The organism is Photorhabdus sp. CRCIA-P01, from assembly GCF_003545805.1.
Taxonomy (GTDB): Bacteria; Pseudomonadota; Gammaproteobacteria; order Enterobacterales; family Enterobacteriaceae; genus Photorhabdus; species Photorhabdus antumapuensis.
Genome location: NZ_NMQR01000020.1, coordinates 66,024 through 80,588 on the forward strand (window position 1 = coordinate 66,024; position 14,565 = coordinate 80,588).

A 14,565-nucleotide genomic window follows, 5' to 3' on the forward strand; every position below is an offset into this window, starting at 1 on the left:
ACTATGCCAGCCAGAAAAGCCATTTTTACCTAACCCCACACTATTAAAGAATTATGGATAAAACTGTTCACCCTATTCATCATGAATTATTTTTATTTAAATTCAATCAATTAAATGGTGACAACTTAAAATCAAACTCATCATCACTCTTCATACAAGCCTTCACCAAGGATCAGAAAAAGGTGAACAGAGTGAAGACTTATGAATACTTAAAAAATAATTATTCACCCTGAGAGATCTTGATATATCTATCTTTAATCAAAGGGTGAACAGTTATGAATACTTTTTTAAGTTTTATTTAGATAGGTGGTAGATATAGAAAAAATTACTCTTCTGGCTGGCTATTCCTTGTCAGTTTTGGCATCCATTCATTGGCAGTTTCAATATTCAGGTTCATATTGCTGCGAATACCCTGTTTGCTTTTCTTACGTAGATAAGGCAGACCGTACTCTGCCAATGCGCCCGGCATATCCATACCAAATCGGGTAACAGAAACGGGTTTATTCAAATTATTGCCTTTCATATAAGCAAGGTAGGCGTGATAGAGATACTTACAGGGATTAAACGGCATAATTTCCGCATTACCGATTAACATGCCATCAGCTTCATTGGAAGCAATCAGATAACCGCAAACATCGACCAGTGGATCTGTTCCACGTTTGATATCTAATGCCTCTTCGGATTTTTGTTGCTCTGCCAGTAAACGTCTCGCTTCTTTCGGATCAGCAAATCGATGAAGTAAGTGCTGGATAATCACAGACAATTCAGCGGTTATTTTGCCTCGTAGAAATGGATCGCGCTCATGCTCCGGTATGACTTCGGAAAAGTTAAAAATTACCCGACGCCGTGACATACCACCACTACGATCACTGAAACTCATGGCATTATTATTCACCGCCAGTACTACAGCAGGAATACGGGTTGAATAGGGCTGTTTATGTTTCGGATCAATGGCAACTTCGTCACCGCCCGTAATCGCCTTAATGCCAGAGCCATCACCCACATAGCGAGTCTGGTCTGGCAGGATAATCAGCGAATACCCCACAATCAACGCTCGTTCCCGTGGGTTTTCCAGTGCGGCCATACTTGCAGAAACAGTATTGCCTTTACCTGCCAGCATGGAGCAGATTTCAGCAAAGATGCTTTTGCCACTGCCTCCGACTCCGGTCACTTCTAGAAAAAGCTGCCAGTCGTAACGGTTCGCTAATACCATAAACAGCGCTGCCAGTACCCGATCAGATTTGTTCTCACAATTAGCCGTTGCCCGATTGAGCCAGCGCCAAAAATGTGGAGCATGGTCTTTCATGTTTTCTCCCGAAACAGGGGTTTTGAACTCCACATCACTGGCAAGCAGCAACCAGTCATTTTTGTTATGAGGCCGGAACTGGCACGTTTTCAGGTCAAACACTCCATTACTGAATCCGATTAAATGACGTTCTGGCGGTAACATCATGGGAAGTTGTAATTTCAGAGCATCTACAGCAGAGCGAATCCCATTGGGAGAATATGGCTCTTTTGCTTCAATGAAAGCAGACACCATTTCCCGCATTAAGTCGCGGTCACTGATCGGGCGCCAGATAATACCGTCATAGCGATGAACTGTTTCCGAAGCACCATCCAATGCCAAATCACCATTATAACGTTCCAGTAATACTTCCCCGCGTTGGCTGGCTCCCATCTGGCATAATGTCGGTTTAACAGGTTTATCATTATTCGATTTATTTACTGGTTTTTCTTTCACTGCTTCCGGCTGATAAAGTTCCTGATAAAACGCTTGTTTTGCCATTTCTACACCGTTTTGTTGTCGGTAATCGTCCCAATCGGCTTTAATGGTATCCGGTGGTAATGTGACCCATCCTTTAACCGCAAGGGCGGCTTTTTCTGCTGAGATCTTGCCGCCATTCACTTTCGGCTTACCGTTCTTATCCAACTCGCCGGGGAGGTGCCAGTCATTATCCGCTGCCATAATGATTTTCACGTCCGGCCAACGTTCCCGAACGGTTTTTGCAACAGAAAATAAATTGCCCTCATCTAGTGCGGCCAGTACCACACCTTTATATAACTGACTGACAGTAAGTGCCGTGGCGTAACCTTCTGTAATGAGTACCGTGTCAGGTTGTTCTTCCAATACTGATAGGGAGATAAAGGAGCCTCTCTTTTTACTACCAAACAGTAATTTTTTCTCGCCATCCGGCTTGATGAGCTGCGCCCCTGCTACCGTTCCATCTAATGTCTGCAAGACCAGTAATAAGGAGCCATCTTCAAACAATCGCTGATTGGGGCATTCCAGCCCTTTTTTGGTCAGATATTGAGAATGTCCGCTGACTGATTTCGCCATCAGTGCCGCCACTTTTTCGGTAATCGACGGTGTTGTATAAGTGGTTTCACTGGCTGGCTTAGGTTCTGGCAAAGGCAATGCCAGTGCATCCGCAACGATTTTTGCCGCCTCAGTAATAGAGATCCCTTTGGTTCTTGCCACTAAATCTAAACCATCGCCGTACTTTAGTTCGTCACACTGGCGACAATGCCAGTTGCCATTATGGTGATCATCGATAAAGTGGAAACGATCAGTACCTCCGCATATAGGGCAAGCACCATGTTTACCCTTTGCCGGAATATCAATGCCACAAGCAGGCAGCAGACTTTCCCAATAATACATTGCAGATTTTTTCACAGCCTGGATAAGATCGAGCGGTTTTTGACGAACGTTAGATCCATATAAAGATGTGTGGCTCATGATTTATTCCTTATAAACCGCCGCCTAGAAGCGCGTGATAAACTTCCTGATTGATATCGCATGCCAGCGCAATCAGGTTATTTAAGTCGATTGAGCACTCATTTTTGGCTTTTTCGAGAATGACGTAGAATAAAGAAACTGCCAGACAAGCTCGATGCATGGCTTGAGCCAGCGAAATAGGCTGCTTACGCATGATGTACCTCCTGAAAGATAACCTTAAGGCTAACAAGTACATCAAAACATGTAAATTTAGGGCGAGTTTGGGTATGCTGTATGTCAGCCATAGCATTAGTTCCGATAATGTCGTGGTTAGAAGCTCGGTAGTGTTGGTAGCACTTCCGGGCTTTGCTTTACTTAAAGTCAAGCAATGGTGTACATTGTCAACATTTTCACAGATTAAATCATGGGAGTTGACAATGTCAACCAAAGAAAACAAAGAACGCCATGTTGTCCAGCTACGTCTGGATAAAGAACTATCTGAGCGTTTAGCAATTGCTATGAAAGAAGATGGCGATGATAACAAATCGGGTTGGATAAAACGCTTATTGAGACGTGAATTAGACAAACGTGGTATAGAATCCAAAAACTGAATAAATTTCACCTTTCTTTGCCCTGTGTTTATTAAAAAATTACATATTCATTTTTTCACAAATATGATAACAAGGGGCATTGCCCCTATTTTTTATTTATCATTCTGTTGATCGTTTTTTCCTATTATGGAAAAGACAGATGAAATTATCTATTAAAATATTTAATTACTACGGGATTTAGTAATACGTTGGTTAATCCATTCATCAATTTCATGTTCCACAAACGCAATCGAACGTTTACCAAGTTTAATTGGTTGAGGAAAACGCTTTTCACTAATCAGACGGTAAATCCATGCACGGCTATATCCAGTACGGAGTTTAACTTCAGATAAGCGAATAAGATTGTGCTGCATAAAATAACTCCTGTAATTTTTTAACGTCTACAGAGCTATTTAATTGCAAATAATTAGATTAAACGAGTCATGAAATAAAAAAAATTTCAGTTGGAATGAAAATGTGATATTTCCACTCCATAGAAAAATCATTTTACCCTATTCACAAGAGACAATTTAAGTTCCGATGCAACAAGCCAATCACCTTCCATCACTTCTTTAGCCAGAGACGGCATGGTTTTTCTCAGTCGATCTATTGGATTAGTATCATAAATATCTGGATAAAGTATTTGAGCAAAAACAACGTTACTTATCACTATATTTTTAGCTGAACAGTAGATAATCAAATCAAGGTACTGTAGTAATCTAAGATTAATAAATTTCTTAATCTCAGCCTCAGAGATATCTTTCCTTGGGAAGATCTTCTTTTTTCGTCTTTCTTCAGCTAAAAATTGTTTGAATGCCTGATAAAGTACATCATCTTTTGCAGCCAGATTAACACTAAGATACCATTCAGGACGGCTATCTTCGGTTCCTTTATAAATAAGGACGTTGTCATTAACATAATTTTCATCTTTCTCAATGAGAACCTTATGTATGAATTCATCAGATGATAAATCACCAATGGAATGCTGATGGGCGGCAAGTTGGAGATCAACATCACTCATCGTATGTAATGGCAACTCCATATATTCACGAAGAAATTCTTTATTAGAATTCAAATAATCAAGAGATAAAACAGTTTTAATTTCAATATCATTGATAAATTGATTATATTTTTCAACCTTGTCATCAATAATATCTGACTTATAGTTATTTTCCTTATAGAAAGAACGTAGTTCTTTTATTTTTGCGGGAAAATTCCAATATTCATGCCGTATTTGCAAAGCCAGAAACCATTGTTCATGGTTTAAAGAATGAACATATTTTTCATATTTCTCGATATCAAACCAATTTAAACAGTAATATTCATCCATCAGCATTGTTTAAAAACCATCCTAAAATGTTCAGTTGATACAGATTAACATATGGAACCTATCCACTACGCTCTTTTACCAAATTTTCCGATCAGCACATTTTCACCTCGCTCCAACATATCCATATAGTCAGCATACCATTGCAGCATTTCCCTGCGACCATCCAAATATTGGGCGTGATTGTATGTTCCTCTGATACTGTTCTTATCAACATGTGCAAGCTGTGTTTCAATCCATGCAGTGTTATAGCCCTGTTCATGTAAAATTGTACTCATGGTATGGCGAAATCCGTGGCCTGTTGCTCTGCCATCATAACCAATGCGTTTAAGAACCTGATTAATGGCAGCTTCACTCATTGGCTTACTTGCATCATTCCGTCCATGAAAAACAAAGTTAAATCGACCTGTGATCGCTGCTAATTCTTTCAACAAAGCTAAAGCCTGCTCAGAAAGCGGGACGATATGAGGTCTACGCATTTTCATGCGCTCTTGAGGGATTTCCCAAATTGCTTTATCAAAATCAATTTCTGTCCAAGTAGAAGCGCGCAATTCTATGGTTCTCAATCCTGTAAGCAAAAGTAATTTGGTCGCGATTTGAGTAATTTTACTTCCGCTGTAGAAGGACAATGCTTGTAAGAATGCGGGTAATTCATCAACATTCAAATGTGGGAAATGCTTGGCTTTCGGTGTTGCTAATGCGCCAGCCAATTCAGCAATAGGATTATATTCTGCTCTTCCCGTGACAATTGCGTATCTGAAAACTTGATTACATGCCTGCCTGATCTTTTTCAACTTATCGAGAACGCCGCGTTGTTCCATTTTACGCAGGACTGTGAGCATGTCTAAAGGTTTGATATCGGTGATGGCGTGTTTGCCAATGAAAGGAAAAATATCTTTTGTGAAGCCTTCTAAAAGGTCTTCTGCATATCCCTTTGACCAGTTAGGGAGCTTGTAGGCGTGCCATTCAAGGGCAATTTTTTCAAAGCTGTTATTTACGATGAGAGCCTTTTCCCTTTTTTCCTGTCTTTTGACCAGCCCCGGATCATCGCCATTTGCCAATATTTTCTTGGCGTCTTCTCTTTTGTTTCTGGCTTCTGCCAAAGTTACGGTGGGATAAGTACCAAATGCCAATCGCTTTTCTTTGCCAGCAAAACGATATTTTAACCGCCAACATTTGGAACCATTCGGGAAAATTTCTAAGTACATGCCCCCACCATCGGAGAGTTTGTACGATTTGTCTTTGGGCTTCGCTGTCTCTATCTGTCTGACTGTCAACTTCATTTGGGGGCATCTATTTTGATTGAACCTAACAATGCCCCCGATTATGCCCCCAAAGATCTGTAGATTTCAACATACCTTAGTAGACATCAATAGATTGTAGTTTCTTGTTTTTCTTTGTTTCTTAAGGAATTTGTGGACTTTAAAAGACGTTTGGAGACTTGGGGATGGCACGCCCTACAGGATTCGAACCTGTGACCTACGGCTTAGAAGGCCGTTGCTCTATCCAGCTGAGCTAAGGGCGCATCTTGGGAGATGAGCTGCATCGGTAATGCTCTGATGCGGGGAGAGATTATACGGTGACAAACCTTTGAGTCAATGGCTTTTCTGTTTATAAATCTTCATCTGGCTATTTTCTGATTATCAATAAAACTGACAGCACGTTCATGTTCTGACAAAATAGGCTGTATCCCAATGTTTGATTTATGGATTTATTCGTACATGCCAGCAAAAATTATTGACGGGAAAACGATTGCGCAGACAATCAGAAGTGAAGTCGCAGTACGTGTTCAGCAACGTGTTGCAGCAGGTAGACGCGCTCCTGGTCTTGCCGTTGTGTTAGTCGGCGAAAACCCAGCTTCTCAAATTTATGTCGCAAGCAAACGCCGTGCCTGTGAGGAAGTCGGGTTTGTTTCCCGTTCCTATGACCTGCCAGATACTACCAGCGAAGCAGAGTTGTTGAATCTTATCGATCAGCTTAATAATGATTCAGAAATTGATGGAATTTTAGTTCAGCTCCCTTTACCTGCCGGTATTGATAACGTCAAAGTTCTGGAACGTATCCAGCCTGATAAGGATGTTGATGGCTTCCATCCCTATAATATTGGTCGCTTGTGTCAACGTGCTCCAAAGCTGCGTCCCTGTACTCCGCGCGGTATCGCAACGTTGCTTGAGCGTTGCGGAATTAACACTTATGGGCTGAATGCGGTCATTATCGGCGCTTCAAATATTGTTGGTCGCCCAATGAGCCTGGAATTGTTACTGGCTGGCTGTACCACCACGGTGACTCATCGTTTTACTAAAGATTTGCGCTACCATGTGGAGCACGCGGATTTGCTTATTGTGGCTGTTGGTAAACCAAACTTTATTCCTGGTGAGTGGGTTAAACCCGGCGCTATTGTTATTGATGTCGGAATTAATCGCCTGGAAGATGGAAAAGTCATTGGTGATGTTGATTTTGAAACCGCATCAGAGCGGGCAAGCTGGATCTCTCCGGTTCCAGGGGGGGTTGGCCCAATGACAGTTGCTACACTTATCCAGAATACCTTGCAAGCCTGCGAGGAATACCACGATGTGGAAAAAATTGAAGGTTGTTAATGGAAATTTTTTATTTAGAAGGCCATCCTCATGTGGCGCTGTGTGATCTGTTGAAGTTTCAAGGGTGGAGTGAAAGCGGCGCTAGCGCTAAAGCGGTTATTGCTGAAGGTCTGGTTGAAGTGAATGGTCAGATAGAAACCCGTAAACGTTATAAAGCTATAACCGGGCAGGTTGTTACCTTTAATGGTAAATCTGTTCACATTAAAGAATGATTAAAATGGGCTCCCTTAAAAATGAAGGGAGCCGCAGATTGCAGGTAAAGTCCTCGCTTTTTGACTGAGGCTGACTGAAAAAGTGTTTAATCGGTATGTTTGGAAAGTGGGTTAAAGCGCGATTAAGCTTGATTTGATTTAGGGATTTATAGGTTGAATACCTTTGGATAAATCCGATAGGTTATTGCTGTTAGTCAACTGAAGTATCTGTCGTTAAAAAGTATCTCGATGAAAAATAATGAAAATGTAAAAAGGTTATGATGGTAAATAAGAATCAAACCTTAAACTTAATGTACAAGTTAATCTCTGGTAAATGTAGAAAGCGCTAATAAGTAGAAAAGCTTTTTTATGTCGGAAATAAACGGGATGATGAAAGATATTTTAGCTTCGATATTAGCTTGAATAAATGGATAACCAAAATGGATACTTTCATTAACCTAAGTTGATTTTACTGGAAATTCTTATTTTACCCCGTAATTCTCTATTTATCTTATCCACGGTTATACGTTTAAGCTGTAGGTAATCAACCTTAGTATAAGCGTGGTTTTAATCATCCAGCGGGTTGAGTTTTACATGTAAGCTCTCTTATGGTGTTCTGTGCCGGTGGTATTTAAGTATTAAAAGGTCACTTAGCAAATGGTATAAAATTTTAATCCTGTTCGGTGAATATGCAGTATTTAAGGTGTTGCGCGTTTTTAATTCAATATTTATTGAAAAATGTTTAATCTGATGATAATTTAAACTTAATATACTGATTTTAATGATAAAATAAACCAGTGGAGTAGATAGTTTGGAATTAAATCAAGTGATTAAAGCGCTTAATGAATCTGGTAACAACTGGACTGTAGAGCAAATAGGTGAATGTCTTGCAATGACTAACGAAGATGGAATTAAAGCACATCTGGCTATTTGTGGCAGACAAATTACAGTGGAAGCATTACTGTTTTCGGAAGAGAATGTTTTAGATCCCGCTTCCTTAAATCAGTTTATTTTAGAAACGCACAAGATGATTCCTCTGACTTCAGTTGGAATAACGAAAGTCGATGGTCAATCTTACTATACCGCTTTTGGTTCATTGTCATCGGAATCAAAACAGGAAAGCGTTGTTATCGAAGTCTCTACGTTGTTTGCCAACATCACTGAACTTCTTGATGCGTATTCTGAATTCCTAAAATAACAGTATAAGGGAAATATTAATGAACGTATGGAAAAAGCTTTTTAAAGCAATCAAAGGCACGGTAAATAACGCGGCAGAAGCTGTTGCTGATGGCAATGCATTGACGATTCTTGATCAGGAGATCCGTGAAGCAAAAGCAGAAATCCGCCGTGCGGATGAAAGCTTGGTGAGCATTATTGCTAAACGAAAAATGGCAGAGAAAAGGGTTGCGGATATCAAAAACAGTATCGCAGAGTACGAGGGTTATGCTCGTTCTGCTGCGGCTAAAGGTGACAATGGGCTTGCTCTGGAGTGTGCTCGGAAAGTTGCTACCTTGCGTGACGAACTGGAAAGAGAACAAGGGTTGTTTGAATCGTTCCAGAAGGCTGAAACGACACACCGACACAATGTACAAGAGGCGAAAAAGAAGGTGTCTCAGCTTGAGAACCAAGTTGATTTGGTTAAGGCAACTGAACAGGTGCAGAAAGCTCAGGCCGCGACTCAAAGCTCTGTCGTTGGCGCTTCTTCAAAAACATCCACCGCCCTTGATTCCCTTGAGCGTATCAAGTCGCGTCAGGCTGAGAAAGCGGCTCAGTTCGAGGCTCAGCAAGAGCTCCACGATAGTATGACTTCTAGCGATCTGGATAAAAAGCTTAAAGAGGCAGGCATAACTTCAAACTCTGCATCCGCAGAAGATGAACTTGCTCGTATTCTTGGCAAGTAAATACTGAGTTGTTAAATCGAGATCCTGCTTTTTAACGTGGGATCTTCCTATTAAGAGATATTCTATGTTTTCCAAAATCGCAGATGCGTTTAAGAACGCATTCGGGGGTAAGGCAGTTGTGCCTGTTGTTCCAAGGGTGCCGGAAGTATTAGGTTTGCGTATTGGTGGTGCACTTGAGATAGACCCGTTGATGCTAAAACTGATTGAGTCTGACCTAACGATCGAAAATGCGGCTTCAACCCAGCTTATATGTTCCGTTGGTGTTGTCGACTTAGGTGATAACGTGCGTTTGGTTCGTTATTACACCGATGACGAAGGTTACCTTCAACTGCTGCAAGAAGGTGAGGGGGATGACGGCGTGAAGGAAGTGAGTTTGTGGTACTTTTACGAAACTAAACCGATCGATTCACAAGCTCAATGGGATACGCTGATTGAAAACGGTATCGTTACACCAAGCAGGCGATATGATCTCGATGGTACCCAGTTCTCTCAGTTATGGGACAACATTAAGCCTGTGGCTGTTACCGAGAAAACTTACAGTAAAGAGGGTCACATAACCGAAACTGATCAGTTTGTGATGGTGTATACGCGTCAGGTTGCTCATAACAGAACAGAAGAACTTCAGGTGGTGGGAGAAGAAAAAGTTGTAGGGAGTCACCTGGATAGATTGATGGTATTGAGCACTGGTATTCAACTTAACCAAACTGATTTTAAGGTGGTGGCATAAATGATCACATTGGAAAATGAAGAACAGGCTTTCACTCAATTTATGCATGGTGTAGGCAATTTTGGCTTGTGTTTTGGTCTGGCGCTGGTTTTTTTCATCGTTTTTAAATTCATCTACACAATAATTACGCCACATGATGAGTGGAAACTTATTAAGGAGGAGAAGAACAGCGCTGCTGCAATATCGCTTGGTGGTGCGCTAGTCGGTTATAGCATCGCCATTGCAAGTGCGGCAAGCAACTCTGTGGGGGTTATTGATTTCGTGATGTGGAGTGTTGTTGCGCTGTTGGCTCAGATTGCTGGTTTCTTCATGGTTCGCATATTTATGATGCCAAAGATTGTATCCCGCATCGAGAATAATGAGATCCCTGCTGCGGTTGTGCTGGCAGCGGTGTCAATTTCTGTTGGTCTTTTAAATGCAGCCTGCATGACTTACTGATTTAGGGATTGTATGACGAACGCGAATAAAAAGCGCAGAATGCGCAGCACAGCCATTAACATTGAGAGTAAGCGTAGATATTGGCGTGGTTTTTCATTCACGTCATTGGTGCTCAGTGTTGGTTCACTCGTTGGTTGCGGTCAATCGGCGGATGAGCTGCCAATTCATGTTTATAAGGATTTGGCGTCTTGTCAGAATAATCCGAAGAATACAATCGCTGCTCAATGTGAAGCCACATACCAAGCGGCATTACGCGAAGCGGAGCGTACTTCGCAAAAATTTCGCCAAAAAGCCATGTGTGAGCTTGAGTACGGTGAGTGTGAAGCAATGCCGGGGCAAGTGGGTTATCGACCGAAGATGGCCGCTTTTATGATGGCGGAGGTGAAGCCAGAACAGTTTAACAAGTACGACATTGCTGAAAAGTATCGCAATGTGTTCTACCAGCCACTATTTACTTCGATATCAGGTTATAGCGACTTGTACGGCAAGCTTTTTTTCGCTGATGGTAAGGTTATTGGCGCCTATTCCGATATTGGCAATATCCAGTACGAGATGAACCGACGCTATTTGCATCCGCTGGAGATGGTTCGCCTGCCAATTGAGAAACGAGAAGTTGCTCAAGGTGGAACAAATGTCGTTGCAGGTATAAACCCTATACTGAGCCCCCGCTCAACGGCTTATATTACATCTGGGATCGTTGATGAAATCGGTGATTACTCAGCGCGTAAGCATAAAGAGAGAATGTATCGAGAGCGCTTGATACGTGAAAAGGAACAAAAGTTTAAAAGCAGCGATTCCCGTTATTCTGGTTACGATAGCAAGCCAATCGTTACCACCAAGTCTTCTGGTGGTTTTGGTTCAACATCTTCCGCTAAATACAGTTGGGGTGGTTAACCGGCACTGACGTTTAATTTGAAGGCCGGTGCCTTGTATAAAGCCATTATTGCCGCATTGAGCGCTTGTGCGATGATTTTTGCCAAGATTCAACTAAGAATGATTAAGGGTTAACATCATGCTTCAAATCCCAACAACACCTCGCCATGATTGGAAAGCGCGAGCAAAAGAATTTGGGTTTGGTTTCCATACAATTGATAATGAACCGTACTGGACGGAAGACCGTTACTACCAGTTTACTCTCAAGCAGATTGAAGAGCAGATTGAAGAGCCGACAGCGGAAATCCATCAGTTGAGTCTTCAAGCGGTAGAGCAAGTGGTTAACAGTGATGAATTGATGGCTAAATTCCAAATTCCAGAAGCAATATGGTCACTGGTTCGTGCATCCTGGCAGCGCAAAGATCCAAGTCTCTATAGTCGTCTTGATTTTGCCTATGATGGTAAAAACCCGGCGAAGTTATTGGAAATTAACTCAGATACGCCGACCTCGGTTTATGAACATGGCTTTTTTAGCTGGTTGTGGTTGGAAGATAAGGTTAACCATGGCGAATTGCCTCATACCGCTGATCAGTTCAACTTGCTACAGGAGTTGCTTGTTAATCGCTTCTGTGAACTAAAACCTTTTTTACCATTCAACACGCTTCATTTTGCCTGCTGTAAGGGGACGGAAGAAGACAAGGGTTCGGTTGATTACATGGCTGATTGTGCCAAAGATGCCGGTATTCATACCGAGTTTGTCTACATTGAAGACATTGGGCTCAGCGAGTGTGGTAAGTTTACGGATGGTAATAATAAGATCATAGACTCTATGTTTAAGTTGTACCCGTGGGAGTTCATGTTTCGTGAAGAATATGCTCAACACTTAGTTACTGCGGGTGTTAACTGGTTTGAGCCAATGTGGAAATGCATCACCTCGAATAAATCAATTTTGCCATTGCTTTGGGAGATGTTTCCAGGACACCCAAATCTGCTTGAAGCTTATTTTGCCGATGATCCGAAAGTCAAGCGCCTAACTCATTATGTTATGAAGCCGATATTCAGCCGTGAGGGCGCGAATATTAGTATTTATAAAGATGGCAAAGTGGTTGAAAAAGTAGATGGTCCTTACGGTGAGGAGGGTTACATTGTGCAGCAGTACACCCCATTGCCAAAGATCGGTAATAGCCATGTTCTTATCGGTAGTTGGCTCGTTAATGATACGCCCGCGGGTCTATCGGTCAGGGAAGATATTGGCAAGATCACGAAGGATACATCACGATTTGTACCTCATATTATTGTAGGTTAATGATTCTATAACATTCTAACTATCTGTTTCATCTGCGTAAATTTTCAGCCTAAAATAGAGAATCGATATATTTATTTCTGGGGCAGGGTGGAAGACCCTGCTTTCTGGCTCTTAGTAAACATCCAGCTTTATTGCTGAAATATCATGTTTGTATGATTTTTCACCCGTTCTTTAACATGTATTCTCCTGCTTCTTTATTATTATTGTGAAGTACTGTGCACATCAGAAGTCGATCCAATTCGGTATCTGGGAGGTGTTTTTTGTCTTTGAGTTCGCAGCGGGTAACTGAATCATCCAATTCGCGGCAGATAAAGTTATGAATGCGTTTAAAACGTGGGCTATATTCCGTTTCGTCAGCGTTACGTTTGATGGCAAGCAGAGTCTGTATTTCCTGTATCAGCGCCGTGTTTGCAACAGTTCCGGCCAGCAGGGTGTCGAAGCGCATCGGGGGTATACCTTTACCCGCTTCGATCCAACGTACCGCCAGCAATGGACGTAGTACATAAAGGTATTTTTTCAGCCGAATTTTCTCGCCTTGCAGGTAACTACGAAAGTTTTTCTTTGCCATTGACAGATAGTGATATCGTGCTCGGTTGTTGGAGAAATAGTCTGGTAATAGGGCACGTAGTGCAGCCATAAACTCCATGTCTTCATAGTAAATTACCGGTGAGTCTGCCCACTCCATCAGTGTCGGGTTGGCTCTTTTCAGCAGCCCTAAAGTTTTACGCAGTTCCCAACCACAGATATCCAGCTCGTTGCTGATCGGTAGTTCAATGACATCCCGAGAGGGATCGACGCGTAAGTACCATGATGGCGCATGTACATAAATAAAACGTACATCGTAATCACTGTTTGTCGAGGCAAATCCCCAACCGCGGCTACCTGATTCACAGGCGTAGAGTATTCGTATTTGCAGCTCTGTCTCAAGTTGCTCCAGTTTTTGGCATATGTGTTGCTTCATGATGTCACTGATACCAAATTTCTCTTTCATCTTGATTATCCTTTTACGCAAACCACTTGACGCAGGGTGTGAACGATTTCTACTAGTGAAGACTGAGCGGCCATTACGGCCTCAATGTCTTTGTAGGCCATCGGAATTTCATCAATGACGTCGCTGTCCTTGCGGCATTCCACGTGCGCCGTGGCACGCTTTTGATCCTCTATCTACGCCTACCGCGGCTGGAATAATCGCCCCACGAGTTGGGATGACACTGCCGATGGTTGAACCTTTACCAAGATGTACATCAGGCATAACGGCTAACTGGCTAAATATGAAAGGCATTTTTGCCGTATTTAACAGTTGTTCACGAGCTTCCGCTTCTACCAGTACACCATAAGTCCACATTTTTACTGGTACACTGTTTGGCGCGGTCATCAACTCGTAATCGTTTGTTATCACATTGTTCTCCCGGTTATTTAGCCGTCACTATTATTATCATTTAAAGTAACGAATATTTTTCCTTTTTAATCAATGTTTTTGAATTTGTTTTTATCTTGGTCTTCTTTTGAACCATTAGGAAAATATTGTAAATAAAAATTTTATTTCACTATTAATATAGTATTCTGTTTAATGGTAATTGCAATTATTTGATTTATTATTTTGTTGAGTAATGTTGAAATTGTGATGCTAATCTATATAAAATGTGTTTTTAAAAGCATATATGAATTTATTATAGTTTTAAGTTGTGTTGATAATTGTAAAGGAAATGTAAAACAATTAAATGATTTAATATTATGATATTGTTGTAATAGTCCATTTATATACTATTTAAATAGATGTATATGATATGTGGATAATTATCATATCTATATGATGAATTATTAAATGAGTAACATTATCTTTTGATGAAATAATATTTCCACGGTTAGAATAAAATAAGAGTCTGCTTTTAATATATT

16 protein-coding genes, 1 tRNA gene and 1 pseudogene are annotated in these 14,565 nt (G+C 41.3%); 9 read left to right on the plus strand and 9 right to left on the minus strand.

Annotated features, from left to right (window positions below):
* Positions 1-325 precede the first annotated feature (325 nt).
* Positions 326-2,737 carry a DUF5906 domain-containing protein gene (locus tag D3222_RS13400; RefSeq protein WP_232832515.1) on the minus strand — a complete coding sequence of 804 codons (2,412 nt, stop codon included), beginning with the start codon at positions 2,735-2,737 and terminating at the stop codon, positions 326-328.
* Positions 2,738-2,747: 10 nt separating this feature from the next.
* A complete protein-coding gene (locus D3222_RS13405; protein WP_049582922.1) occupies positions 2,748-2,930 on the minus strand; it encodes a hypothetical protein in 183 nt (60 codons plus the stop codon).
* Here D3222_RS13405 and D3222_RS25065 point away from each other — a divergent pair.
* On the plus strand, positions 2,929-3,327 hold the full coding sequence (locus tag D3222_RS25065; RefSeq protein ID WP_049582921.1) for a hypothetical protein: 399 nt from the start codon (positions 2,929-2,931) through the stop codon (positions 3,325-3,327). The genes D3222_RS13405 and D3222_RS25065 overlap by 2 nt on opposite strands.
* A 161-nt stretch (positions 3,328-3,488) precedes the next feature.
* Here D3222_RS25065 and D3222_RS13410 read toward each other — a convergent pair whose 3' ends face one another.
* From D3222_RS13410 to D3222_RS13425, 4 genes are all read right to left on the minus strand, one after another.
* Positions 3,489-3,680, minus strand: coding sequence for a helix-turn-helix transcriptional regulator (locus tag D3222_RS13410; RefSeq protein WP_049582920.1), 192 nt, complete (start codon positions 3,678-3,680; stop codon positions 3,489-3,491).
* Positions 3,681-3,808: 128 nt separating this feature from the next.
* A complete protein-coding gene (locus D3222_RS13415; protein ID WP_118986621.1) occupies positions 3,809-4,642 on the minus strand; it encodes a DUF6387 family protein in 834 nt (277 codons plus the stop codon).
* 59 nt (positions 4,643-4,701) lie between these two features.
* Positions 4,702-5,916: a tyrosine-type recombinase/integrase gene (locus D3222_RS13420; RefSeq protein WP_118986622.1), complete on the minus strand. Its 1,215-nt coding sequence runs from the start codon at positions 5,914-5,916 to the stop codon at positions 4,702-4,704.
* A 165-nt stretch (positions 5,917-6,081) separates the two neighbouring features.
* Positions 6,082-6,158 (minus strand) — tRNA-Arg (locus D3222_RS13425).
* Between the two features lie 196 nt (positions 6,159-6,354).
* Between D3222_RS13425 and folD the strand changes: the two genes are divergently transcribed.
* The 8 genes from folD (at position 6,355) to D3222_RS13465 (ending at position 12,666) form a co-directional block, all read left to right on the plus strand.
* On the plus strand, positions 6,355-7,230 hold the full coding sequence (gene folD, locus D3222_RS13430) for a bifunctional methylenetetrahydrofolate dehydrogenase/methenyltetrahydrofolate cyclohydrolase FolD (RefSeq protein ID WP_118986623.1): 876 nt from the start codon (positions 6,355-6,357) through the stop codon (positions 7,228-7,230).
* The gene (ybcJ, locus tag D3222_RS13435; RefSeq protein WP_118986624.1) at positions 7,230-7,442 is read left to right on the plus strand and encodes a ribosome-associated protein YbcJ; all 213 of its coding nucleotides are present in this window, start codon (positions 7,230-7,232) and stop codon (positions 7,440-7,442) included. Before folD ends, ybcJ begins: the two co-directional genes overlap by 1 nt.
* Before the next feature lie 790 nt (positions 7,443-8,232).
* Positions 8,233-8,619, plus strand: a complete 387-nt coding sequence (locus D3222_RS13440; protein ID WP_118986625.1) for a DUF2170 family protein — start codon at positions 8,233-8,235, stop codon at positions 8,617-8,619.
* 19 nt (positions 8,620-8,638) lie between these two features.
* Positions 8,639-9,322, plus strand: coding sequence for a PspA/IM30 family protein (locus tag D3222_RS13445; protein ID WP_118986626.1), 684 nt, complete (start codon positions 8,639-8,641; stop codon positions 9,320-9,322).
* Positions 9,323-9,386: 64 nt separating this feature from the next.
* Positions 9,387-10,049 carry a YjfK family protein gene (locus D3222_RS13450; RefSeq protein ID WP_118986627.1) on the plus strand — a complete coding sequence of 221 codons (663 nt, stop codon included), beginning with the start codon at positions 9,387-9,389 and terminating at the stop codon, positions 10,047-10,049.
* A complete protein-coding gene (locus D3222_RS13455) occupies positions 10,050-10,487 on the plus strand; it encodes a DUF350 domain-containing protein (protein ID WP_118986628.1) in 438 nt (145 codons plus the stop codon).
* A gap of 12 nt (positions 10,488-10,499) precedes the next feature.
* Positions 10,500-11,381: a DUF1190 domain-containing protein gene (locus tag D3222_RS13460; RefSeq protein ID WP_118986629.1), complete on the plus strand. Its 882-nt coding sequence runs from the start codon at positions 10,500-10,502 to the stop codon at positions 11,379-11,381.
* Positions 11,382-11,499: 118 nt separating this feature from the next.
* Positions 11,500-12,666 carry a glutathionylspermidine synthase family protein gene (locus tag D3222_RS13465; protein WP_118986630.1) on the plus strand — a complete coding sequence of 389 codons (1,167 nt, stop codon included), beginning with the start codon at positions 11,500-11,502 and terminating at the stop codon, positions 12,664-12,666.
* A gap of 160 nt (positions 12,667-12,826) precedes the next feature.
* Here D3222_RS13465 and D3222_RS13470 read toward each other — a convergent pair whose 3' ends face one another.
* From D3222_RS13470 to D3222_RS26000, 3 genes and pseudogenes are all read right to left on the minus strand, one after another.
* Entirely contained in the window at positions 12,827-13,657 is an 831-nt protein-coding gene (locus D3222_RS13470) for a nucleotidyltransferase domain-containing protein (RefSeq protein WP_118986631.1), read from the minus strand.
* Between the two features lie 5 nt (positions 13,658-13,662).
* Positions 13,663-13,800 carry an RtcB family protein gene (locus D3222_RS25995; protein ID WP_232832516.1) on the minus strand — a complete coding sequence of 46 codons (138 nt, stop codon included), beginning with the start codon at positions 13,798-13,800 and terminating at the stop codon, positions 13,663-13,665.
* A gap of 22 nt (positions 13,801-13,822) precedes the next feature.
* Positions 13,823-14,041 (minus strand): annotated as a pseudogene (locus D3222_RS26000) (RtcB family protein); the annotation flags it as partial.
* Between the last annotated feature and the right edge of the window lie 524 nt (positions 14,042-14,565).